The organism is Niallia sp. 03133, from assembly GCF_052663225.1.
This window is the reverse complement of sequence record NZ_JBQTCY010000020.1, coordinates 1-21,551: the sequence shown is the minus strand read 5'-3', so window position 1 is coordinate 21,551 and position 21,551 is coordinate 1. Positions and strand designations below refer to the sequence as shown.

General features: G+C 36.2%; 24 protein-coding genes and 2 other annotated features. Of the genes, 1 reads left to right on the top strand and 23 read right to left on the bottom strand.

Annotated features, from left to right (window positions below; all coding sequences use genetic code 11):
• Window positions 1–217 precede the first annotated feature (217 nt).
• The 23 genes from ACTYBU_RS21290 to ACTYBU_RS21180 all read right to left on the bottom strand — a co-directional run bounded on the left by ACTYBU_RS21290 (window position 218) and on the right by ACTYBU_RS21180 (window position 20,432).
• Window positions 218–823, bottom strand: a complete 606-nt coding sequence (locus ACTYBU_RS21290) for a class I SAM-dependent methyltransferase (RefSeq protein WP_445492898.1) — start codon at window positions 821–823, stop codon at window positions 218–220.
• A gap of 123 nt (window positions 824–946) precedes the next feature.
• Window positions 947–1,309, bottom strand: coding sequence for a 50S ribosomal protein L7/L12 (gene rplL / locus ACTYBU_RS21285; protein ID WP_445492896.1), 363 nt, complete (start codon window positions 1,307–1,309; stop codon window positions 947–949).
• 60 nt (window positions 1,310–1,369) lie between these two features.
• Entirely contained in the window at window positions 1,370–1,870 is a 501-nt protein-coding gene (rplJ, locus tag ACTYBU_RS21280; RefSeq protein WP_445492894.1) for a 50S ribosomal protein L10, read from the bottom strand.
• A gap of 31 nt (window positions 1,871–1,901) precedes the next feature.
• Window positions 1,902–2,051, bottom strand: a sequence feature (ribosomal protein L10 leader region).
• A 57-nt stretch (window positions 2,052–2,108) separates the two neighbouring features.
• On the bottom strand, window positions 2,109–2,798 hold the full coding sequence (gene rplA / locus ACTYBU_RS21275; protein WP_445492892.1) for a 50S ribosomal protein L1: 690 nt from the start codon (window positions 2,796–2,798) through the stop codon (window positions 2,109–2,111).
• Window positions 2,799–2,913: 115 nt separating this feature from the next.
• Window positions 2,914–3,339: a 50S ribosomal protein L11 gene (rplK, locus tag ACTYBU_RS21270; RefSeq protein ID WP_141434103.1), complete on the bottom strand. Its 426-nt coding sequence runs from the start codon at window positions 3,337–3,339 to the stop codon at window positions 2,914–2,916.
• Between the two features lie 170 nt (window positions 3,340–3,509).
• Window positions 3,510–4,043: a transcription termination/antitermination protein NusG gene (gene nusG, locus ACTYBU_RS21265; RefSeq protein WP_445492889.1), complete on the bottom strand. Its 534-nt coding sequence runs from the start codon at window positions 4,041–4,043 to the stop codon at window positions 3,510–3,512.
• 474 nt (window positions 4,044–4,517) lie between these two features.
• Complete coding sequence (secE, locus tag ACTYBU_RS21260) at window positions 4,518–4,700, bottom strand: preprotein translocase subunit SecE (RefSeq protein ID WP_445492887.1); 183 nt, start codon at window positions 4,698–4,700, stop codon at window positions 4,518–4,520.
• A gap of 54 nt (window positions 4,701–4,754) precedes the next feature.
• Window positions 4,755–4,898, bottom strand: coding sequence for a 50S ribosomal protein L33 (rpmG, locus tag ACTYBU_RS21255; protein ID WP_445492885.1), 144 nt, complete (start codon window positions 4,896–4,898; stop codon window positions 4,755–4,757).
• Window positions 4,899–5,004: 106 nt separating this feature from the next.
• Window positions 5,005–5,664: an RNA polymerase sporulation sigma factor SigH gene (sigH, locus tag ACTYBU_RS21250; protein WP_445492883.1), complete on the bottom strand. Its 660-nt coding sequence runs from the start codon at window positions 5,662–5,664 to the stop codon at window positions 5,005–5,007.
• Between the two features lie 70 nt (window positions 5,665–5,734).
• Window positions 5,735–6,244, bottom strand: coding sequence for an NYN domain-containing protein (locus tag ACTYBU_RS21245; RefSeq protein ID WP_445492881.1), 510 nt, complete (start codon window positions 6,242–6,244; stop codon window positions 5,735–5,737).
• Window positions 6,245–6,246: 2 nt separating this feature from the next.
• Window positions 6,247–6,990 (bottom strand): 23S rRNA (guanosine(2251)-2'-O)-methyltransferase RlmB, encoded by a 744-nt coding sequence (gene rlmB, locus ACTYBU_RS21240; protein WP_445492879.1) that lies wholly within the window; start codon window positions 6,988–6,990, stop codon window positions 6,247–6,249.
• Between the two features lie 2 nt (window positions 6,991–6,992).
• Window positions 6,993–7,409 carry a Mini-ribonuclease 3 gene (locus tag ACTYBU_RS21235; protein ID WP_445492877.1) on the bottom strand — a complete coding sequence of 139 codons (417 nt, stop codon included), beginning with the start codon at window positions 7,407–7,409 and terminating at the stop codon, window positions 6,993–6,995.
• Between the two features lie 3 nt (window positions 7,410–7,412).
• On the bottom strand, window positions 7,413–8,813 hold the full coding sequence (cysS, locus tag ACTYBU_RS21230) for a cysteine--tRNA ligase (protein WP_445492875.1): 1,401 nt from the start codon (window positions 8,811–8,813) through the stop codon (window positions 7,413–7,415).
• Window positions 8,813–9,463 carry a serine O-acetyltransferase gene (gene cysE, locus ACTYBU_RS21225; RefSeq protein ID WP_445492873.1) on the bottom strand — a complete coding sequence of 217 codons (651 nt, stop codon included), beginning with the start codon at window positions 9,461–9,463 and terminating at the stop codon, window positions 8,813–8,815. The genes cysS and cysE overlap by 1 nt, the downstream gene beginning before the upstream one ends.
• 164 nt (window positions 9,464–9,627) lie before the next feature.
• Window positions 9,628–9,881 (bottom strand) — a binding site (T-box leader).
• Between the two features lie 44 nt (window positions 9,882–9,925).
• The gene (gltX, locus tag ACTYBU_RS21220) at window positions 9,926–11,383 is read right to left on the bottom strand and encodes a glutamate--tRNA ligase (RefSeq protein ID WP_445492871.1); all 1,458 of its coding nucleotides are present in this window, start codon (window positions 11,381–11,383) and stop codon (window positions 9,926–9,928) included.
• An 83-nt stretch (window positions 11,384–11,466) separates the two neighbouring features.
• Entirely contained in the window at window positions 11,467–11,943 is a 477-nt protein-coding gene (gene ispF, locus ACTYBU_RS21215) for a 2-C-methyl-D-erythritol 2,4-cyclodiphosphate synthase (protein WP_445492869.1), read from the bottom strand.
• Complete coding sequence (gene ispD / locus ACTYBU_RS21210) at window positions 11,931–12,647, bottom strand: 2-C-methyl-D-erythritol 4-phosphate cytidylyltransferase (protein WP_445492867.1); 717 nt, start codon at window positions 12,645–12,647, stop codon at window positions 11,931–11,933. The genes ispF and ispD overlap by 13 nt, the downstream gene beginning before the upstream one ends.
• A 20-nt stretch (window positions 12,648–12,667) precedes the next feature.
• The gene (locus tag ACTYBU_RS21205) at window positions 12,668–13,747 is read right to left on the bottom strand and encodes a PIN/TRAM domain-containing protein (protein ID WP_445492865.1); all 1,080 of its coding nucleotides are present in this window, start codon (window positions 13,745–13,747) and stop codon (window positions 12,668–12,670) included.
• Window positions 13,748–14,304: 557 nt separating this feature from the next.
• The gene (gene radA / locus ACTYBU_RS21200) at window positions 14,305–15,681 is read right to left on the bottom strand and encodes a DNA repair protein RadA (RefSeq protein WP_445492863.1); all 1,377 of its coding nucleotides are present in this window, start codon (window positions 15,679–15,681) and stop codon (window positions 14,305–14,307) included.
• 173 nt (window positions 15,682–15,854) lie between these two features.
• On the bottom strand, window positions 15,855–18,305 hold the full coding sequence (gene clpC / locus ACTYBU_RS21195) for an ATP-dependent protease ATP-binding subunit ClpC (protein ID WP_445492861.1): 2,451 nt from the start codon (window positions 18,303–18,305) through the stop codon (window positions 15,855–15,857).
• Between the two features lie 22 nt (window positions 18,306–18,327).
• Window positions 18,328–19,395, bottom strand: a complete 1,068-nt coding sequence (locus tag ACTYBU_RS21190) for a protein arginine kinase (protein WP_445492859.1) — start codon at window positions 19,393–19,395, stop codon at window positions 18,328–18,330.
• A 2-nt stretch (window positions 19,396–19,397) separates the two neighbouring features.
• Complete coding sequence (locus tag ACTYBU_RS21185) at window positions 19,398–19,946, bottom strand: UvrB/UvrC motif-containing protein (RefSeq protein ID WP_445492857.1); 549 nt, start codon at window positions 19,944–19,946, stop codon at window positions 19,398–19,400.
• 24 nt (window positions 19,947–19,970) lie between these two features.
• On the bottom strand, window positions 19,971–20,432 hold the full coding sequence (locus ACTYBU_RS21180; RefSeq protein ID WP_445492855.1) for a CtsR family transcriptional regulator: 462 nt from the start codon (window positions 20,430–20,432) through the stop codon (window positions 19,971–19,973).
• Window positions 20,433–21,022: 590 nt separating this feature from the next.
• Here ACTYBU_RS21180 and ACTYBU_RS21175 point away from each other — a divergent pair.
• Window positions 21,023–21,472: a hypothetical protein gene (locus tag ACTYBU_RS21175; RefSeq protein WP_445492853.1), complete on the top strand. Its 450-nt coding sequence runs from the start codon at window positions 21,023–21,025 to the stop codon at window positions 21,470–21,472.
• Window positions 21,473–21,551 lie beyond the last annotated feature (79 nt).

Genomic DNA, 21,551 nt, shown 5'->3' with positions numbered 1-21,551 from the left:
GTACATCTATTAACATCTTATAAAAATAGGTGATCACCTATTTTTATAAGACAAAAAGAAAAAGGGTTTTCCAATCCAAAAACCACATTTTCATATTTCAAGTATTATTTTGTTAGTTTTTCCGAAATAATCCAATTCTATACTCTTATTGCATAAAATTATACCTATCAGAAAAATAATATATTGGCATTATACAATGCTATCACAACGATTCGGACTAGTCAATCTTTTTTGCTCTTATAATAAAATAACCTTTTTTCTTTTCCATTACTTCCACTTCGTTAAATAATTGTTCCAATTTGGCTATTGCAGAAGGGGCTCCTTGTTTCTTCTGAATGACTACCCAAAGATCTCCACCATCCAACAAATGTTCATAACTTTGTTCCAAAATATCATGTACCACTTTTTTCCCTGCGCGAATTGGCGGGTTTGTTAAAATGGATGCAAACTTTACTTCCCCTACTTGCAGAAGCCTGTCGCTCTCATAAATTTTAACATTATTTATATGGTTAACAGACGCGTTTTCCTTTGCAAGCTGTATTGCTCTTAAATTAACATCTACCATATGAACCATTTTATTTTCTTCATTTTTAGCAATAGAAAGCCCTATCGGTCCATAACCGCAGCCAACATCCAGTATATCTCCATCAACAGCTGAATATGCATATGTCTCAATTAATAATTTCGAGCCATAATCAACTTCTTTCTTTGAAAAAACACCATTATCTGTTTTAAAGCGGAAGTTATTGCCTTTCAGCTCGTAATTCCAGTAATTCGGATCACTTTCTACATTTTGGGTACGGGAATAATAATGTTCTGTCACAACTGACCACCTCCATCGGAGCATAATATCGGAAGAACCACACTGAGGATTTTTTACGTTTTGAAGTTATTCTTTTTAAGGGAAAAAAAGCCCGCTTAGATAGCGAGCTTTTTTAAACTAACATTACTTAACTTCAACGTTAGCTCCAACTTCTTCAAGTTTAGCTTTAATTTCTTCAGCTTCTTCTTTAGAAGCTCCTTCTTTAACAGCTTTTGGAGTGTTGTCAACAAGTTCTTTTGCTTCTTTAAGTCCAAGACCTGTGATTTCACGTACAGCTTTGATAACTTTGATTTTTTGATCTCCAGGAGATGCAAGAACTACGTCAAACTCAGTTTTTTCAGCTGCAGCTTCTCCACCAACAGCACCAGCAACAGCTACAGGAGCTGCAGCAGTTACACCAAATTCTTCTTCAATAGCTTTTACTAGGTCGTTTAATTCTAAAACAGTCATTGCTTTAACTGCTTCTAAGATTTGTTCTTTAGACATTATATTGTTCCTCCTTGTTTTTTATCCATTTATTATATTGCTTGAAAGTAACGTAAATTCTTACGCTCCTTGTTCTTCTTTTTGTTCTGCAACTGCTTTTGTAGCAAGAGCAAAGTTGCGGATTGGTGCTTGAAGCACGCTGAGTAACATAGAAAGCAATCCTTCGCGAGATGGTAGCTCAGCAAGAGCTTTAACATCTTCAACAGAAGCGATATTTCCTTCAATAACACCCGCTTTAATTTCAAGCGCTTCATTCTTTTTAGCAAAGTCGTTAAGGATTTTAGCTGGCGCTACAACATCTTCATTACTGAATGCAATTGCATTAGGACCAGTTAGCGCATCGTTAAGACCTGCTAAATCTGCAGCTTCAGCAGCACGGCGAGTTAATGTGTTTTTGAAAACCTTGAACTCAACACCAGCTTCACGAAGCTGTTTACGAAGTTCAGTTACTTCAGAAACAGTTAGACCGCGGTAATCAACAACAATTGTTGATTTACTTGCTTTGAATTTTTCAGCAATAACTTCTACTATTTGTTTCTTTTGTTCAATTACGCTGCTCATCTTTACACCTCCTGTAGAATCTACATTTATACCGGAAAGTAAAAAACCTCCATATCAATATAGACATGGAGGAGTATACAATAGTCGTTTACACAACTGATGAAAATCTATCGTATTACCTCGGCAGGAAATTAAGCTTTTTTCAAGCACCTACTGTCTACGGTACAAATGTTATTTAATTTTTAACAACAAGATGTATTGTATGTCATTAATCTTGTTTTGTCAACTTTATTTTATATTAAACTGCAGAAGGATCTACCTTAACTCCAGGACCCATTGTTGAAGTAACAGAAACGTTCTTCATGTAAGTTCCTTTTGCTGCTGCTGGTTTAACTTTTAACATTGTATCAAAAATAGTTTGGAAGTTTTCAACAAGTTTTGTTTCTTCGAAAGAAACTTTACCGATTGGAACATGAATGTTTCCAGCTTTATCAACACGGTATTCTACTTTACCTGCTTTAATTTCGTTTACTGCTTTTGTTACATCAAAAGTTACTGTACCAGTTTTAGGGTTTGGCATTAAACCTTTAGGTCCTAATACACGTCCAAGTTTACCAACTTCACCCATCATGTCTGGAGTTGCAACGATTACGTCAAAATCAAACCAACCTTGTTGGATTTTGTTGATGAATTCAGCATCTCCAACATAGTCTGCACCTGCAGCTTCTGCTTCTTTAATTTTTTCGCCTTTAGCGAATACTAATACACGTTGAGTTTTACCAGTTCCATGAGGAAGAACAACTGCTCCACGGATTTGTTGGTCTGCTTTCTTAGGATCAACGCCTAGACGGAAAGCAACCTCAACAGATGCATCAAATTTTGTAGTACTTGTTTTTTTAACAAGTTCAACTGCTTCTTGAATTGGGTAAGCTTTAGTACGATCAACAAGTTTGATAGCTTCTAAATACTTCTTACCTTTTTTAGCCATAATAATATTTCCTCCTTGAATTGTGGTTTTAGCGGAATTACCTCCCACGAATAAAGGTTGCGACTTAAGAATTACCAGTGTCGCAACCTTAATCAACAGAACCATCTAATATGGTTTAGTCTTCAATAACAATACCCATGCTGCGGGCAGTACCTTCAACCATGCGCATAGCTGCTTCAACGCTAGCTGCATTTAAATCAGGCATTTTCGTTTCAGCAATCTCGCGTACTTTATCACGCTTAACAGTTGCCACTTTATTACGGTTAGGTTCACCAGAACCTGACTCAATCCCAGCCGCTTTTTTAAGTAAAACAGCAGCAGGTGGAGTTTTTGTAATAAATGTAAATGAACGGTCTTCAAATACCGTAATTTCAACAGGAATAATTAAACCAGCTTGTTCAGCTGTACGAGCATTAAACTCTTTACAGAATCCCATGATATTAACACCCGCTTGACCCAATGCAGGACCAACTGGTGGTGCCGGATTTGCTTTAGCTGCTGGAATTTGCAATTTAACAACCTTAATTACTTTTTTAGCCACGAGACACACCTCCTTAAAGTCCGTGATGTGGTAATAGGGTATACCCCTCCCACTCATCTGATCTATCTTTATATGATAAAGAAATTTGACAATATCTTATCTCTTTTTATGAGACATACTGACCTTTGAAATATTACCACTTTTTCAAAGTCATTTCAAGTTATTTCAGATTAAAATTTTTCAATTTGTGTAAAATCTAGTTCTACCGGGGTATCTCGGCCGAACATATTAACTAATACTTTTACCTTGGCCTTATCTTTGTCGATTTCCTCCACAGTGCCTGTGAAGTTAGCAAATGGCCCTTCGTTCACTTTCACTGTTTCACCCAGCTCGAATTCAATTTCAATGCGTTGTTCATCAACGCCCATTCTTTTTAGAATAACTTGCACTTCATCTGGAAGCAGAGGAGTTGGTTTCGAACCGGAACCAGCAGAACCAACAAACCCAGTTACTCCTGGTGTATTGCGGACAACATACCAAGAATCATCCGTCATAACAATTTCAACTAAGACATAACCAGGAAAAACCTTCCTTTTTACCACTTTTTTCTTGCCGTTTCTAATATCTGTTTCTTCTTCTTCTGGTACTACAACGCGAAATATTTTATCTTGCATCGCCATTGTTTCTACCCGTTTTTCCAGGTTTGCTTTTACTTTATTTTCATACCCAGAGTACGTATGCACTACATACCAATTTTTTTCCATAGTAGAGGACTATTTCGTCCTTCCCTCCCCGCACTTTTAATTTGCAGCTTTCTTTATTGTCAAACTCTTAGTCTTTAGGAGCAGTCTGCCAACCTAAGAGTTTTGGCCTTTTATAAACACAATACTTTGGTTCAATCGGACCTTTTTTAAAGATAAAGATACGAAAGCATAGCTTTTTTGAACCCAGATCACTGTCTAGCTTCGATCGATGGGGTGAACATTTCATTGGCCAGTGTTTCCAGATGAAAGAAAAATACGGGACAATCAACGATTTCACAGGGATGTGGAATTCGTTTGATTTTCCTTTACTGCACATTCAGCCGGCCAGTCCTATCGATTTCAAAAAACCTTTACTTCTGCTTCGATAAGCAAAGGTGCTTCCATTTTCCTTATTTTAAAGCAATGAAAAAACCCGTTACCGGGCTTTGTGAATGTTTCTTATTGTTTTACCATTATACCATGAGTTGACAACTGTTATTCAAGTATTAAACGAATTAGTTTAGAAATTCCCATATCAACAAGTGCGAAAAAAACAGCAAAGAACGTTACTGTAGCAATAACAGTAATGGTATAGGTAGTTAGTTCCTTCTTATTAGGCCAACTTACCTTTCTTAACTCTCTGCCTACTTCACGAAAAAAGTTAACAGTGCGTTGCATTTCGTTACCTCCATATTTAAAGCGGGTAGCTTATCTTAAAGCGATGAAAAACAATTATTTTGTTTCTTTATGAATTGTATGGGCATTGCACTTTTGGCAGAATTTCTTTATCTCCAGTCGTTCTGTCCCTTTGTTGCCCACTGTAGAATAATTTCTGGAACCACAATTCCCACATGCTAAAACAAGCTTCTTCTTCATTTTTGACACCTACTACGTCCTTTATATCTTACCAAACTGTACCATGGACATATATCTATGTCAACATCAGTCAAATAGGACAAGTTTTTCTACAATAATAAATTATTTAGTGAGAAAACTCTCTAATCTCTAAATATCTTTCTAATTTTCTTTTTACTCTTTGAAGCGCATTATCAATTGATTTCACATGTCTGTTAAGCTCTTCTGATATTTCTTGATAAGATTGTCCATCTAAATACAAGGCCAAAACTTTACGTTCTAAATCACTTAACAACTCTGACATCTTTATTTCAATATGATCAAACTCTTCTTGATTGATAATCAACTCTTCCGGATCTAATACTTTCGCACCCGAAATAATATCCATTAAGGTTCGATCTGATTCTTCATCATAAATGGGTTTATCGAGAGAGACATATGAATTTAAAGGAATATGCTTTTGTCTAGTTGCTGTTTTTATTGCTGTAATAATTTGTCTAGTAATACAAAGTTCAGCAAAGGCTTTAAATGATGACAGTTTGTCCTCTTTAAAATCACGGATCGCCTTATACAGCCCAATCATGCCCTCTTGTACAATATCTTCTTTATCTGCACCAATTAGGAAATAGGATCTGGCTTTGGCACGCACAAAGTTTCGATATTTTTGAATAAGATAATCTAATGCATCACTTTCACCTTGATGCACTAGTTCCACTATTACTTCATCTTCAAGATCAACATATTTCTCAACACTTTCGTTACTTTTAGTCCCGTTGTCAACACTCATTCAGATCCCCCCGACCGTGCAATCATGGATAAAACCATTATACAGTAGCGTAATTTTTAGCGTCAACTGCTCATTTTTCTCCACGGCGCCATTTTTCGAATATTTCCTCCATTTCTTTTGTTAGAGGAATTTTGGCAACGGGTTTCTTTTCTTTTATTTTTTTTACTTTTTTTCCAATATTCCGCTCAATGCCATCCATTTCAATAAACAACTCTCGGGCCGATTTCCTTAAGGCTCCTTGTCCAAATATAGCCCACTGTTCAGTAAAATCAGATGTTGCTACATGAATTTGTGTTTTTCTGTTGCTTAATTCTTTTGCCAGCTTTTCTATTCTTTCATCTGCTGTTTCGTTTTCTCTTGTAAAAATTACTTCCACTTTATAATTATTGTATTTTTTTTCAGTCCCTCTTACATAATAAGCATCAAAAACAATTAGAACTCGGTAGCCTGAATAGGCTTGATATTCTGCCATTTTTTCAACTAGCAAGTCTCTTGCAGCAGATAAATCAGTTATTTTCAATTTATTCAAATTAGGCCAAGCGCCGATAATGTTATAGCCGTCGACAATTAGTATATCCATTATTATCCCTCAATTGGATAGCGTTTACGATATACCTCATACATTAAAAGTGCAGCTGCTACAGAAGCATTTAAAGATGTGACAGAGCCAGCCATCGGCAAATGGATAAGAAAATCACATTTTTCCCGAATCAATCTCCCCATTCCTTTTCCTTCGCTCCCAATTACTAGGCCTAATGGCATCGTACCATCAAAGCTCCGATAATCCTCACTTCCTTTTGCATCTGTTCCTGCAATCCAAATTCCTCTCTCTTTTAATTCCTCTATTGTTCTTGCCATATTTGTTACTCTTACAACCGGTATATGTTCAATAGCACCTGTAGACGCTTTTGCAACTGTTGCAGTTAAACCAACAGCTCTTCTGCGGGGGATAATGATGCCGTGTGCTCCAACAGCATCTGCTGTTCGCATTATCGATCCTAAATTATGGGGATCCTCTATTTCATCCAACAATAAAAAAAACGGGACTTGATTCTTTTTTTCTGCCAATGCAAACAAATCATCAATTTCACTGTATTGATACGCAGCTACTTGCGCAACTACCCCTTGATGATTGGCATCTATTAGACTATCCAATTTTTTCTTTGGAACAAACTGTACAAGTACATTTGTTTTTTTTGCTAAAGCAATAACCGTCTGCATCTGCCCTTTTTGTGATCCTTCTGCAATAAGAATCTTATTTACATCCCTTTCTGCCTTTAATGCCTCTATAACCGCATTCTTGCCTACAATATAATCGCTGTTCACTTTTATTTCCTCCAAATATTTTCAATGATCAAAAAAGCAGCTTTAATAATTTCTTCTAGACGTTCTTCTCTGTCCGATAAATATAAATAGCCTAAAACAGCTTCAAAACCTGTACTATATCGGTATGTCTGCACATCTGTATTTTTCGGAATTGTTCCTGATTTAGCATTTCTTCCTCTCTTCAATACAGCGAGTTCCTCTTCTGTAAAAAAAGTTTCCTCCAACAATTGATACACTACTTTTGCTTGTCCTTTTGCAGAAACATACTTTGTAGCCTCTCTGTGAAGATGGTTTGGCCTTACTTTCCCGCTATACAGCAAGTGTCTTCGGACATATATTTCGAGAACAGCATCGCCCATATAAGCAAGGGCTAAGCTGTTCAATTGTTTTTCATCAATATTTTTATCATAGAGAAGCATGGTTTATCCTCTCTTCCATCGAATACCTTGTGCCGTATCTTCTAAAATGATGTTCATCGCTTTGAGCTGATCTCTAATTTCATCGGCTAATGGAAAATTTCTTGCTTTGCGTGCTTGGTTTCTTTTCTCAATTAATGCTTCAATTTGTTCATCCAAAAGTTCCTGTTTAGTAGATAAAGATAGTCCAAGTACTCCAAACAGCTCTTCAAACTCTTTAATAAACGCATCGATAACCACTGTAGAAGTTGTTTTTTCTAATAAATAACAGTTTGCTTGCTTTGATAACTCAAACAAGACAGAAATTCCGTTTGCTGTATTAAAATCATCATTCATATCTAGAATAAACCGAGCATGCAATTGACTGATTTTATCCAACCATTCCTTATTCTCATCTGTTAAATCTGTGCTTGCCGCTTTGCGGTGCTGTAAATTTTCATAAGATGTTCTTATTCTCTCTAATCCAGCACGAGTATTTTCCAGTACTTCTTCACTATAATTAATCGGATTGCGGTAATGAACAGATAACATAAAGAACCTTAATGTTTGGGGATCATGCACTTTAATAATATCATTCACCGTAACAAAATTCCCAAGCGATTTAGACATCTTTTCATTGTCAATATTAATATATCCGTTATGCATCCAATACCGTGCAAACGTCTCTCCTGTTAACGCTTCTGATTGAGCAATTTCATTTTCATGATGCGGAAAAGTTAAATCCTGCCCCCCTGCATGTATATCAATTGTATTGCCTAAATACTTTTTCGCCATAGCTGAGCATTCGATATGCCACCCAGGTCGGCCTTGCCCCCAAGGACTGCTCCATGCTATCTCACCGTCCTTTGCTTTTTTCCATAAAGCAAAGTCTAATGAGTCTTGCTTTTTCTCTCCTACTGCTATTCTTGCACCTGAGCGCAGCTCATCAATGGATTGATGGGAAAGTTTCCCGTATGTTTCAAAGCTTCTTGTACGATAATACACATCCCCATCTGATTCATAAGCAAAACCTTTTTCCACGAGTGCTGCAATAAAGTCTATTATAATATCCATGTTTTCTGTTACTCGCGGATGGTTATCTGCCTTTTTGCATCCAAGGGCAGTAACATCCTCAAAATAAGCCTGGATAAAGCGATCTGCAATCGTCGGGACATCCTCCCCCAGTTCATTTGCCGCTTTGATTAATTTGTCATCAACATCAGTAAAGTTAGAAACATATTGCATTTCATATCCACGATACTCCAAATATCGTCTAACTGTATCAAATACAATTGCAGGTCTTGCATTTCCTATATGAATGTAATTGTATACGGTAGGACCGCATACGTACATTTTTACCTTTCCTTCTTCTAAAGGAACAAACTCTTCCTTCAATCTAGTTAATGTATTATAAATTTTAATGGACATTATTTATAACTCCTTTCTTCCTGCATCTCCTGTAATTGTTGTTTTAATTGTAAAATCTCTGTTTCCATTTCTTTTAATCGCTCTGCAACCGGATCTGGCAGATCAGAGTGATTTAAATCTTTGTTTATTTTTCTTCCGTCTTGCACTTTCACTTTTCCGGGAATTCCTACAACAGTAGAATTGGAAGGTACGTCTCTCAGTACAACAGAGCCTGCACCTATTTTAGCATTTTCACCAATTATAATAGATCCTAGTACTTTAGCACCTGTTGCGATTAACACATTATCTTTTACCGTCGGATGTCGTTTTCCTTTTTCCTTCCCTGTACCACCAAGTGTTACACCTTGGTATATCGTTACATTATCACCTATTTCACATGTTTCCCCTATTACTACTCCCATACCATGATCAATAAATAATCGATTCCCAATCGTTGCTCCAGGGTGAATCTCAATACCTGTCATAAACCGGCTGAATTGCGAAATAACTCTTGCTAGAAAAAAATAATTGTGTTTATAAAAACAGTGTGCAATCCGGTGAAACCAAATAGCATGCAAACCAGAATATGTTAAAATAATTTCCAAAAAACTTCTTGCTGCTGGGTCTTGTTCAAACACAACAGATATATCCTCTTTTATACGACGAAACATTATACCCCTCCCAACAAACCAAACTTTCACTTTTCACAATCAGCTTCATTTACTACTATTGGTATTTTATTTATAGATAAAAATAAAAACATAATCTGGCTAACATTTTTCAGCAGTCCAGAAATGAATCGCTGATTATATACAAAAAGCGTCTCTGTCTAAAAGACAGAGACGCTTTTATAGCGCGGTTCCACTCTGTTTAGATTATTGTCCTGCAATAATCTCCACTCCTCCTTGGTAACGGACAGGCTCCGCCTCTATCTACTTAAAATAACGATAAATATATCGTTAAAAGAATGTTGTTCGATATAGGACTCTGAGGTGCACTTCAAAAAAGGATGGCATAAATCACTTTCAGCCTATGATGATTCTCTCTAAAAAGCTTCCTTTTTTTACTTTTCCTCATCTACGTTTTCATTCATTCTATTCTTTCTTTTACTATATTACATTTTGCATAATATGTTAACTATTTAATGACAATAATCGTTGTTCAATTTTTGCTTTTCCTAATAATGCAATTGCTTTTGGCAGATCTGGCCCATGTGTTTGCCCTGTTGCTGCGACACGTATCGGCATAAATAAGTTCTTTCCTTTTTGGCCTGTGGATTTTTGAACTCTTTTGATTGCTGACTTAATATTTTCAGGACTCCATTCAGCCATATCGTTCAATTCCTCTCTAAAGGAGTTTAAAACAATCGGCACTTGTTCGCCTGCTAAAACTTCCTTCGCTTCCTCATCATAAGTCATTTCATCGCTGAAAAATAAAGAAGATAATGGGACAATTTCAGCTCCATAGCTCATTTGCTCCTGATACAAATTAACTAAGCTTTGTACCCAAGCTTCTTCCTCTGCTGAACGGTTTTCATCTATTAAGCCAGCTTTAATCAAATGGGGAATAGCTAAATCTGCCACTATATTTAATTCTGCCTTTTTAATATATTGGTTATTCATCCAAGCCAGTTTTTGTTGATCAAATAAGGCTGGAGATTTTGAAAGGCGAGTAGCGTCAAAAATTCGAATAAACTCTTCTTTTGTAAAAAGCTCTTCTTCTCCCTCTGGAGACCAACCTAACAGAGTAATGAAGTTAAATAAAGCAGTTGGCAAATAGCCTAATTCTTCATATTGCTCAATAAACTGTATGATAGACTCGTCCCTTTTACTTAATTTTTTTCTGCTTTCATTCACAATTAATGTCATATGGCCAAAAATCGGTCTATCCCACCCTAATGCATCGTACACCATTAATTGTTTTGGTGTATTGGTAATATGGTCGTCCCCGCGTAATACATGAGAGATTTTCATTAAATGATCATCGATTGCTACTGCGAAATTGTAAGTTGGAGTTCCATCTTTTTTAACAATAACATAGTCGCCAATTGTCTCCGATTCAAAAGCAACATGTCCTTTTACCATATCTTCGAATTCATATACAACATTTTCCGGAACACGAATTCGAATACTCGGCTGTCTTCCTTCTGCTTCCAGCTTTGCTTGCTCTTCCAGTGTTAAATGGCGGCATTTACCTGAGTATTTTGGTGTTTCATTGTTTTTCAATTGTTCTTCACGTTCAGCTTCTATCTCTTCTTCCGAACAATAACATTTATAAGCAAATCCTTTTTCTAACAGATCCGTATAATATTTTTCGTAAATATCGTTTCTTTCCGATTGACGGTATGGTCCAAATTCCCCACCGACATCAATACTTTCATCCCAATCGATCCCAAGCCATTTTAAATACTTTAATTGGCTTTGCTCTCCGCCTTCAATATTTCTTTTTTTATCAGTATCCTCAATTCGTATAATAAATTTACCGCCTGTATTTCTTGCAAATAAATAATTAAATAATGCAGTACGTGCATTCCCTATATGCAAATGTCCCGTTGGACTTGGGGCATAACGAACACGAATTTCGCTAGTCATACTTTTGCCTCCCTGATTGTAATTTATAGAATTTTTTCTTGTTTTATTCTATCACTTCATTTTTTTCTTTAAAAGAGTGATCATTACTTTCTTTGTAGGAGAACTGCTACTTGAGAAGCAATTCCTTCTCCTCTTCCTGTAAAACCAAGTTTTTCTGTTGTTGTTGCTTTTACATTTATGTTGCTAATATCTGTTTCTAATAATTCCGCTATTCTTCCCTGCATTGCAGGAATATACGATGCCATTTTGGGCTTTTGTGCAATAATCGTACAATCAGCATTTACCAATTTATATCCTTTTGACTTTACTATGCTCCAAACATGCTGAAGCAGCTTCGCAGAATCGGCGTCTTTAAAAGCTTCATCTGTGTCTGGAAAATGTTTGCCGATATCCCCTTCTCCAACCGCACCAAGGCAGGCGTCTGCAATTGTATGTAAAAGTACATCTGCATCGGAGTGGCCTAACAACCCTTTTTCATAAGGTATTTCAATCCCTCCAATGATAAGCTGCCTTCCCTCTACAAGCTGATGTACATCAAATCCTTGTCCTATTCGAAACATTTTTTTTGCTCCTTTTCCCCATGTGATTTCCATTTTTTCATGATCGCTTCTGCAAAATATAAATCTTCCGGCGTTGTCAATTTTATATTGTCATAATTGCCAGATACGATTTTTACTTTTTTCCCCAAACGTTCCACTAAGCTGGCATCGTCTGTACCTAAAAAGCCATCTTGTTGTGCTTTTTCATATGCTTCCTTTAGTAAAGAAATGCGAAAAGCTTGTGGGGTTTGGATAGCCCACAAGCTAGAACGCTCAACTGTTTCTGTCACTAAATTTCCATCCACTTTTTTTATGGTGTCTTTAATAGGGACCGCTAATACAGCTGCACCGTTTTCTGTTGCAACTTCTGTTAATTCTTTTATTTGATTGGTATTTATAAAAGGTCTGGCAGCATCATGAACAAGTATAACGCTGTCATTTTCCAGCATTTTTACTGCATTATGAATGCTGTACTGCCTTTCTTCCCCTCCGTCAATTAAAGCAGAAATTTTTTTTATGTTATTTTTTTTTATTAATTCCATCATTTCTAGTTTATCTTGAGGGTTTATAACTAACCATATTCCTTGGCAGTCGGCATCCTCTTCAAAAATAGTTAATGTATGGATAAAAATAGGTATACCATTTAGTGTCAGAAACAGTTTATTTTTCCCTGCTCCCATTCTTTTCCCCTGGCCAGCTGCCGGTATAATGACTTCATAAGCCATACAAACAAACCCCTATTCTTTTACAATGCTTTTTCTAATAATTTAGGTTTGGCAAATATCATTCTGCCTGCAGACGTTTGCAATACACTTGTCACTAAAACATCAATATGTTTCCCAATGTAATTACGTCCCTCTTCTACTACGATCATCGTTCCGTCATCTAAATAGGCAATACCCTGATTATGTTCTTTTCCATCTTTAATGATTTGTATCTTCATTTCTTCCCCGGGAAGAACAACAGGCTTAACCGCGTTTGCTAAATCATTAATATTTAATACTGAAACTTTTTGCAATTCACAAACCTTATTTAAATTAAAATCATTTGTCACTACCACACCGTTTGTTAACTTAGCCAGCTTAACGAGCTTGCTGTCTACTTCCAAGATCTCTTCAAAATCGCCTTCATAAATTTCTACTTTAATGGCCAGCTCTTTTTGAATCCTATTCAGAATATCGAGGCCTCTTCTTCCTCTATTGCGTTTTAACGCATCCGAAGAATCAGCAATATGCTGTAATTCACCTAATACAAATTGAGGTATTACAATAGTGCCTTCTAAAAACCCAGTTTGGCATATATCAGCTATTCTTCCATCAATAATAACACTTGTATCAAGTATTTTCAGATTGTTTTTTTCTGGTTTAACTATTTCCTCTTCATTTGCCCTTTTCCTTTTAGCCGTAAATAGAGTCAATAATTCATCTCTCTTTTTAAAGCCGACCTGGAATCCCAGATATCCAAAGAGTAGGGTTAAGAGAATTGGCGCTATTGTATTTATAACTGGTACTTTTATAGCCGTCAATGCATAGCCTATTAAAAAAGCTAATATTAAACCAAAGGCTAACCCCACACTACCAAAAATTATATCAGTAATCGGAGCCTTAACTAGAGATTCTTCCATTAACTTTACAAAATCAACTACATAATCAACTACCCAAAAAGTAATAAAATAAAAAATAATGGCACCAAGTATTGCAGAAACATAAGGATTATTTATTAAATGAGAATCAATAGTCATGACACTTAATAAATCTGGAATAAATATGATTCCAAGAGTCCCTCCAATAATGATAAAACAAGCTTGTATAATACGTTTTAACAATACTTTCACCTCCTCCTCCACATTATAAACAAATTCTCAGATTTGAAACCTAGTATTACTGAGAATTATTTTAATTGTAATGAAAAAGTTATATTCAGATACCTATAATATATCCATTAGAGAATGGATCCGCATAAAGTGAACCTTTCCATCAATGGGGGTTTTCTTCTTCCCCCACTGATGATTAGTTGCGTTCCACAGGAAGTGGCGACTTTCGTTTGTGTACCTCTATCGGACCTTTACGGACAGTTATCCCGCACCTAGCTTCCTCGATTTCTCAGCATCTTGAGGCGGGGTCTTACTGCCCGTTAAGAGTGGAATAAAAATATACAAGCTATTTTTGCCTACATTATGACATATCCTTCTTTAAGAATAAGTTTAGAGTAGCACTAATAGTAATAAAATGTCAAATAATTAAACAATACATTTTATCATACTGTTTGCCGAACATCAATTGATTTTTTTACTTCAACTAATTCCCCACTCGTTTCCTTAGCATAAATATAATATTTTCCTAAAAGATCTCTATCTTGGTTATAGCATCCAAACTACTATCCTTATTCTAATACTGCTTTTAATGCTTCACTAACTGAATTTACTCCAATCAATTTTACTCCCTGAGGAGCGTTTAGACCATTTAAATTATTGGCAGGCAGAATCACTCGTTCAAAACCTAACTTTGCTGCTTCTTGGACCCTCTGTTCAATTCGGGATACTCTCCGCACTTCCCCAGTTAAGCCAACTTCCCCAATGATACAATCTGTTGCTTTTGTAGGTTTATCACTAAAGCTGGATGCAATGCTCACTGCAATAGCCAAATCAATTGCCGGTTCATCCAATTTAACTCCACCAGCTACTTTTAAGTAAGCATCTTGATTCTGTAATAACATGCCGACTCTCTTTTCTAAAACAGCCATTAACAGCGGCACCCGGTTATGATCAATCCCAGTAGCCATCCTGCGAGGATTTCCGAAGCTTGTAGGAGAAATAAGGGCTTGTATTTCCACTAAAACAGGGCGTGTCCCTTCCATTGATGCAACAACAGTCGACCCGGCAGCACCTTGTGAACGCTCTTCCAAAAATATTTCAGAAGGGTTTTCAACTTCTTCCAATCCAAACTCCTTCATTTCAAATATTCCCATTTCATTCGTAGAACCAAAACGGTTTTTTACTGCTCGAAGTATACGGTATGTATGATGTCTTTCCCCTTCAAAATATAAGACTGTATCCACCATATGTTCTAATAGTCTCGGACCTGCAATCGAACCTTCTTTTGTAACATGCCCAACGATAAATATGGCAATTCCTTTTGTTTTTCCAATTCGCATTAATTCTGCTGTACATTCCCTTACTTGCGATACACTGCCAGGGGCTGACGTTACTTCTGGATGAAAGATAGTTTGAATGGAGTCAATAACGACAAATTCCACATTGGAATTTTCTATCGTTCTGCTTATTTCCTCCAGATTTGTCTCCGAATATACTAATAGATGCTCAGTTGTTACACCTAGCCTATCTGCCCTTAATTTTGTCTGTTTTTGAGATTCCTCTCCTGAAACGTATAAAACATTATGTTTATTTTTTGCTAGTTGAGATGACACTTGTAGAAGAAGCGTGGATTTTCCTATTCCAGGATCACCGCCAATCAGTACAAGAGAACCCTGTACTACACCTCCGCCTAATACACGGTTGAGTTCTGCCAAATCAGTTAAAGTTCTTGGTTCATTAACTGTTTCAATCTTTGTAATCGGAATAGGCTTTGCCGCTAGCGTGCTTCCTTGTGAATGAGCAAAAGCTCCTTTTCTTTGCGGTGTACTTTTTTCTACTTCTTCCACCATCGTATTCCAATTTCCACAGCCTGGACATCTTCCCATCCATTTTGCAGATTCATATCCACATTCTTGGCAAAGAAATTTTGTTTTGCGTTTTGCCATTCTCCTTTTCCTCCTAACATATCCACTTACACTAATTACCATTAAACCCTAAACGTCATAGCATTAATCTTATCATGTTCTATCTATTAAAAAGATTTTTCTATTAACTATCTTCAATCAAAATAAAATAGCACACGCATAAAAAATCTATACGTGTGCTGCTTGAACTACAGCTATTTTTGTAAATTAGGCGTCTGATTTGTCTCTTTCACTCTTACGGTAAATTCACCACTTTGCACATCCAAATCAATATATTGACCAGTTAATACTGTTCCTTTTAACAGCTCTTCTGATAAGCGGTCTTCAATATGTTTTTGGATTGCGCGACGCAGTGGTCTAGCGCCGTACTCAGGATCATAGCCTTCATCCGCAATTTTTTCTTTCGCTGCATCTGTTATGGTTAAATAAATTTCTTGTTCTTTTAATCTTTTTACTAATTGTTCTGCCATTAAAGATACGATTTCTTGTAAATGCTTTTTCTCTAGTGAATGGAATACAATAATTTCATCAATACGGTTTAAAAACTCTGGACGAAATGCTCTTTTCAGCTCTTCCATTACTTTTCCTTTCATATCTTTATAATCTTGATCGCCATCTTGAATATTAAATCCAACATATTTATTTCGTTTTAGTGCAGATGCCCCAACATTGGATGTCATAATCAAAACAGTATTGCGGAAGTCAACCGTTCTTCCTTTTGAATCTGTTAAACGACCATCTTCCAAAACTTGCAATAGAATATTAAAAACATCAGGATGCGCTTTTTCAATTTCATCTAATAATACCACGGAATACGGTTTTCTTCTTACCTTCTCCGTAAGTTGGCCGCCTTCTTCGTAGCCAACATACCCTGGAGGGGAGCCAACAAGTCGGGAAGTAGAATGCTTCTCCATATACTCGGACATGTCAATACGGATCATTGCATCTTCATCTCCAAACATCGACTCAGCAAGGGCACGAGCAAGTTCTGTTTTACCTACACCAGTAGGACCAAGGAAAATAAAGGAACCAATTGGTCGTTTTGGATCTTTTAGTCCCGCTCTTGCACGTCTAACTGCTTTGGAGATAGCTTTAACTGCTTCCTCCTGACCAATTACACGGTTATGAAGAATCCCTTCCATATTAAGCAATTTCGCTGTTTCCGTTTGTGCTAATTTAGAAACAGGAATACCAGTCCAACTGGATACCACACTCGCAATATCTTCAACCGTTACTTCTGTATTTTCTTGTCCTTGTTTTTCTTTCCAATTCTTTTTCGTTTCTTCTAACTGTTCTCGTAATCTTTGTTCTGTATCACGTAACGATGCTGCTTTTTCAAATTCTTGACTTTGCACAGAAGCATCCTTTTCTTTACGGACTTCTTCCAACTTAACTTCTAACTCTTTTAAATTTGGCGGAGTAGTATAGGATCTTAACCGTACTTTTGAACCTGCTTCATCAATTAAATCAATTGCTTTATCTGGCAAGAAGCGGTCCGATATATATCGATCAGATAATTTTACAGCTGCATCAATTGCTTCATCAGTAATGGATACACGATGGTGCGCTTCATATCGATCCCGTAATCCTTTTAAGATTTGCACCGATTCATCTGCAGTTGGTTCATCTACAGTGATTGGCTGAAATCGTCTTTCCAATGCTGCATCTTTTTCAATATATTTACGATACTCATCTAATGTTGTCGCTCCAATACATTGAAGTTCTCCTCTTGCTAAAGATGGTTTTAAAATATTGGAAGCATCAATTGCTCCTTCTGCGCCACCTGCACCAATTAATGTATGCAGTTCATCAATAAATAAGATAATGTTTCCGGCCTGACGAATTTCATCCATCACTTTCTTTAGACGATCTTCAAATTCACCCCGATATTTTGTGCCGGCAACTACCGTTCCCATATCAAGGGTCATTACTCTTTTATCCCGTAAAATCTCAGGCACTTCATTTTGAACAATTTGTTGTGCCAACCCTTCTGCAATAGCCGTTTTACCAACACCAGGCTCCCCAATAAGAACCGGATTGTTTTTAGTTCTTCTGCTTAATACCTCAATAACACGCTGGATTTCTTTGCTTCTGCCGATTACTGGATCAAGGCTTCCCTCTCTAGCTATCGCAGTTAAATCTCTTGCTAAACTATCTAAAGTCGGCGTATTGGCGCTTGCTGCAGAACCTCCTTGATGGTTGCTCGATTCATTGCTTCCTAAAAGCTGTAATACTTGTTGACGAGCTTTATTAAGACTAACACCAAGATTGTTCAACACTCTAGCTGCTACACCTTCTCCTTCACGGATAAGACCTAATAAAATATGCTCTGTTCCTACGTAGGAATGACCTAATTTTCTTGCTTCATCCATGGATAGTTCAATTACTTTTTTTGCTCGTGGTGTATAGTGAATAGTTTGAGAAGCATCCTGTCCGCGGCCTATGAGATTTTCTACTTCTTCCTGAATTTTTTCAGGCCCTAACCCTAAAGCTTGCAAGGCTTTTGCCGCTATTCCTTCTCCTTCACGAACTAAACCAAGCAATATATGCTCTGTTCCAATATTATTATGTCCTAAGCGAATTGCCTCTTCTTGTGAAAGTGCTAAAACCTTTTGGGCTCTTTCCGTAAAACGTCCAAACATCATGCTTTCATCCTCCCTATACTCATTATTTAGATTCTAACTTCAATCTTTCCCTTATTAAAGATGCGCGACGAATGTCCCGATCATTAGGATTCATTTGACCACCAGCGTACAATTGAAGAAAACCAGGCTGCGTTAAGATTAAAAGCTCATTTAAAATACTTTTTGAAATGTTTTTTATATAGCCCATATCAATTCCTAAACGAACATCGGAAAGACACTTGGCAGCTTCTTTGGTTTCAATAATGCGACTATGACAAAGCGTGCCATATGATCGATATACTCTGTCTTCTAATTGTATGTTGGATGTTTCTACTAATGCCTCCCTTGCTTGCTTTTCCTGTTCAATCAGCTGATTCACAACACTTTTTAATTCTTCTACAATATCTTTTTCGGATTTCCCCAATGTTATTTGGTTTGAAATTTGAAAGATATTCCCTTGAGCTTCACTGCCTTCTCCATATAATCCTCTTACAACCAAACCTAAATGATTAATTGCTGGGATAATGCGTTTCATTTGCTGGGTTAATGCCATCCCTGGTAGATGCAGCATAACAGAAGCTCTTAACCCTGTTCCTATATTGGTAGGACAACTTGTTAAATAACCCATTTCAAGATGATAGGCATAATCAATTTGTTTCTCAAGCCAATTATCAATCTTATCTGCCATATCTAACGCTTCAAACAACTGCAACCCTGGCTTAATACACTGAATGCGAATATGGTCCTCTTCATTTAACATAATACTAATTTCTTCATTTTCCGAAAGTACACATGCACCATATGCTGCTTCTTCCGCAAGCTGAGGACTTATTAGATGCTTTTCCACTAAAACCCGTTTTTCCAAAGGTTGAAGATTATCCATATTAAGTAATTCTAAAGCACCAATACCTAAAGATTCCTGCTCATCTAATTGCGCCTTTACTGTTTGAATTACTTCAGCAGCTTCCTCATTGGAAAACAAAATTGGAAATTTTATTTTTTTTATATTTCTAGCCAATCTTATTCGAGAGGATAATACAATGTCAGAATCAGGACCTTCTGAACACATCCAGGATGTTCTTGCCTTCTTAATAAACTTCTCCAAAGACATCCCTATTCTCCTCCTTGGCTAAGTGTAGATAATTGCTTTTCTTTATGCCTAATTTGATCACGAATTTCTGCTGCCTTTTCAAACTCTTCCTGATTAATCAAATCTTTAAGCTCTTCTTTTAATTTTTCAATATCTTTTTTTATTAAAATATGCCCGCCTATTCTTTCAGGAACTTTTCCCTTATGTTCCATATTTCCCCCATGCAATCTTTTTAGTACAGGCCGCAGCTGTTCTTTAAATATTTCGTAGCAGTTTGGACAGCCAAATCTCCCTATTTTTATAAATTGAGGAAATGTCATAGAACATTCTGAACATTGTAGTACCTCTTCTTTTTTATATGGGTTTTGTTTAATTTGCTGGAAGCTGGGCTCTATATTTAATAAATTAGCTAATAAGCTATTAATCGATAAACCTGATGAACCATTAATCATAAATAATTCACCATTTTCTGCAGCACACTGTTCACATAGATGAAATTCAGTTTTTGTTCCATTAATGCTTTTAGAAAAATGAAGTGTTGCAGGTCTTTGATTACACTCTGAACAAATCATATTTTCACCTCACACTACTGAGTTTTATTTATATTTTAATGTAGTTAACATTGCTTTTAATATCCTTGCACGTAATTCATCTCGATATGGCAGTTCAAGATATAAAACAGATCGGTCAATGACACTGAGCATAATTTTCGCCTCTCGATTGTTTATAACTTCTTCCTCCACCAGACGATAAATAACATCCTCTGCACTGCTTTGAGGTATACGACTTTGTATAAGGGATAGTAATTGGTCAATTAAATGAGCGTAGTCATGAGATTCAACTTTCATTATACGAATAAAACCGCCGCCGCCTCGTTTGCTTTCTACAATATAACCTTTTTCCATTGTAAATCGTGTATTTATAACATAATTTATTTGTGAGGGAACACATTCAAACTTGTCAGCGACTTCACTTCGTTTTATTTCTACTAATGATTTTTCGCTCATTTCTAATACTTCTTTTAAGTAGCTTTCAATTATATCCGAAATATTTCTCACCAAGCCTCCCCCTTCTGACTTTGACTATATTTGACTATAATTATACATGAAACTACTTATTAATCGCAACTTTTGACGTTCTACTAATTTTCCCAATTTGAGGTATTTCCAAACCTTTATCCAGCTTATCTTTAAACCTTAGGGGGAATTTTTAAAGATAAAGTTATCTATAATATAGTCTGATTTTTCAATATTTTCAAGTAAGACGAATAGTATTTTCTGTATTTCTTTCTTTTTGTTTATAAGAAAAAGAAAGAGTTAAACGCTGTATTCTGATTAATATACATTATTTAAGAATATAAAGTGTTAATTACACCAACTTAAGGAAATAAAAAATGATTGTATTTTGAGCCATGAAGCCTTGGAATGAGCAAAGTTACCATGGTGGGATAAGGAGCTTCTTAGTAAAGTGAGCTACTAGGAAATCGAGCGTTTGTCGATAGCCTGGGTACAATGCATTTATTCAAATAAATTGTTTGCGGTTCTAAAGTTTTTTTGTATATTGAACTTTTTGTGACAAAGGAGGTTTTTTACTAGAGGTCTCTCGAATTTAAATTTAATCTAAGAAAAGTAAAAGGAGGCACACCATAATGCTCTGCAAACTGCTTGAGTTACTTCATCTCATTTTAGGGATTGGCGGCATATACGGGGGAATATCATTAATTATTAAGCCAAATGGCGATTTATTGCATCTTCCATTATCTTTATTGTCTCAATCGCCTTTTTCTAATTTTATTATTCCAGGCATTATTTTACTGACTTTGTTTGGCATTAGTCCTATTATTATTTCATGTGCACTATTCTTTAAATGGAATGGGACCAGTATTTCCATTTTATCTATTTTTTCAGATAAACATTGGTCTTGGAATTTTTCTTTATATATTGGGTTTGCACTAATTATATGGATTAATATCCAAGTATATCTAATGAAGAGTTTCTCTAATATACAGCTTATTTATTTTTTCCTAGGTATTGTTATTCTCCTCATTACCTTATTGCCATCAGTTCAGACAAATTATAAACGAACAAAACCTGTATAGAGATCAGTTAGCATTTATTTTATATTTTATTTTTAGGCAATAAAAAAGCATCTAATTAACATTAGATGCTTTTTCTTGT

Bases quoted from the DNA above. Each gene is read 5' to 3' on its own strand.
- ispD (WP_445492867.1), bottom strand. From the start codon at position 12,647: ATGGCTTATGAAGTCATTATACCGGCAGCTGGCCAGGGGAAAAGAATG.
- rplJ (WP_445492894.1), bottom strand. From the start codon at position 1,870: ATGAGCAGCGTAATTGAACAAAAGAAACAAATAGTAGAAGTTATTGCT.
- ACTYBU_RS21235 (WP_445492877.1), bottom strand. From the start codon at position 7,409: ATGCTTCTCTATGATAAAAATATTGATGAAAAACAATTGAACAGCTTA.
- gltX (WP_445492871.1), bottom strand. From the start codon at position 11,383: ATGACTAGCGAAATTCGTGTTCGTTATGCCCCAAGTCCAACGGGACAT.
- ACTYBU_RS21175 (WP_445492853.1), top strand. From the start codon at position 21,023: ATGCTCTGCAAACTGCTTGAGTTACTTCATCTCATTTTAGGGATTGGC.
- radA (WP_445492863.1), bottom strand. From the start codon at position 15,681: ATGGCAAAACGCAAAACAAAATTTCTTTGCCAAGAATGTGGATATGAA.
- ACTYBU_RS21190 (WP_445492859.1), bottom strand. From the start codon at position 19,395: ATGTCTTTGGAGAAGTTTATTAAGAAGGCAAGAACATCCTGGATGTGT.
- rplA (WP_445492892.1), bottom strand. From the start codon at position 2,798: ATGGCTAAAAAAGGTAAGAAGTATTTAGAAGCTATCAAACTTGTTGAT.
- rpmG (WP_445492885.1), bottom strand. From the start codon at position 4,898: ATGAAGAAGAAGCTTGTTTTAGCATGTGGGAATTGTGGTTCCAGAAAT.
- cysE (WP_445492873.1), bottom strand. From the start codon at position 9,463: ATGTTTCGTCGTATAAAAGAGGATATATCTGTTGTGTTTGAACAAGAC.
- nusG (WP_445492889.1), bottom strand. From the start codon at position 4,043: ATGGAAAAAAATTGGTATGTAGTGCATACGTACTCTGGGTATGAAAAT.
- clpC (WP_445492861.1), bottom strand. From the start codon at position 18,305: ATGATGTTTGGACGTTTTACGGAAAGAGCCCAAAAGGTTTTAGCACTT.
- cysS (WP_445492875.1), bottom strand. From the start codon at position 8,813: ATGTCCATTAAAATTTATAATACATTAACTAGATTGAAGGAAGAGTTT.
- ACTYBU_RS21245 (WP_445492881.1), bottom strand. From the start codon at position 6,244: ATGGATATACTAATTGTCGACGGCTATAACATTATCGGCGCTTGGCCT.
- rplL (WP_445492896.1), bottom strand. From the start codon at position 1,309: ATGTCTAAAGAACAAATCTTAGAAGCAGTTAAAGCAATGACTGTTTTA.
- ispF (WP_445492869.1), bottom strand. From the start codon at position 11,943: ATGTTTCGAATAGGACAAGGATTTGATGTACATCAGCTTGTAGAGGGA.
- ACTYBU_RS21185 (WP_445492857.1), bottom strand. From the start codon at position 19,946: ATGATTTGTTCAGAGTGTAATCAAAGACCTGCAACACTTCATTTTTCT.
- sigH (WP_445492883.1), bottom strand. From the start codon at position 5,664: ATGAGTGTTGACAACGGGACTAAAAGTAACGAAAGTGTTGAGAAATAT.
- secE (WP_445492887.1), bottom strand. From the start codon at position 4,700: ATGCAACGCACTGTTAACTTTTTTCGTGAAGTAGGCAGAGAGTTAAGA.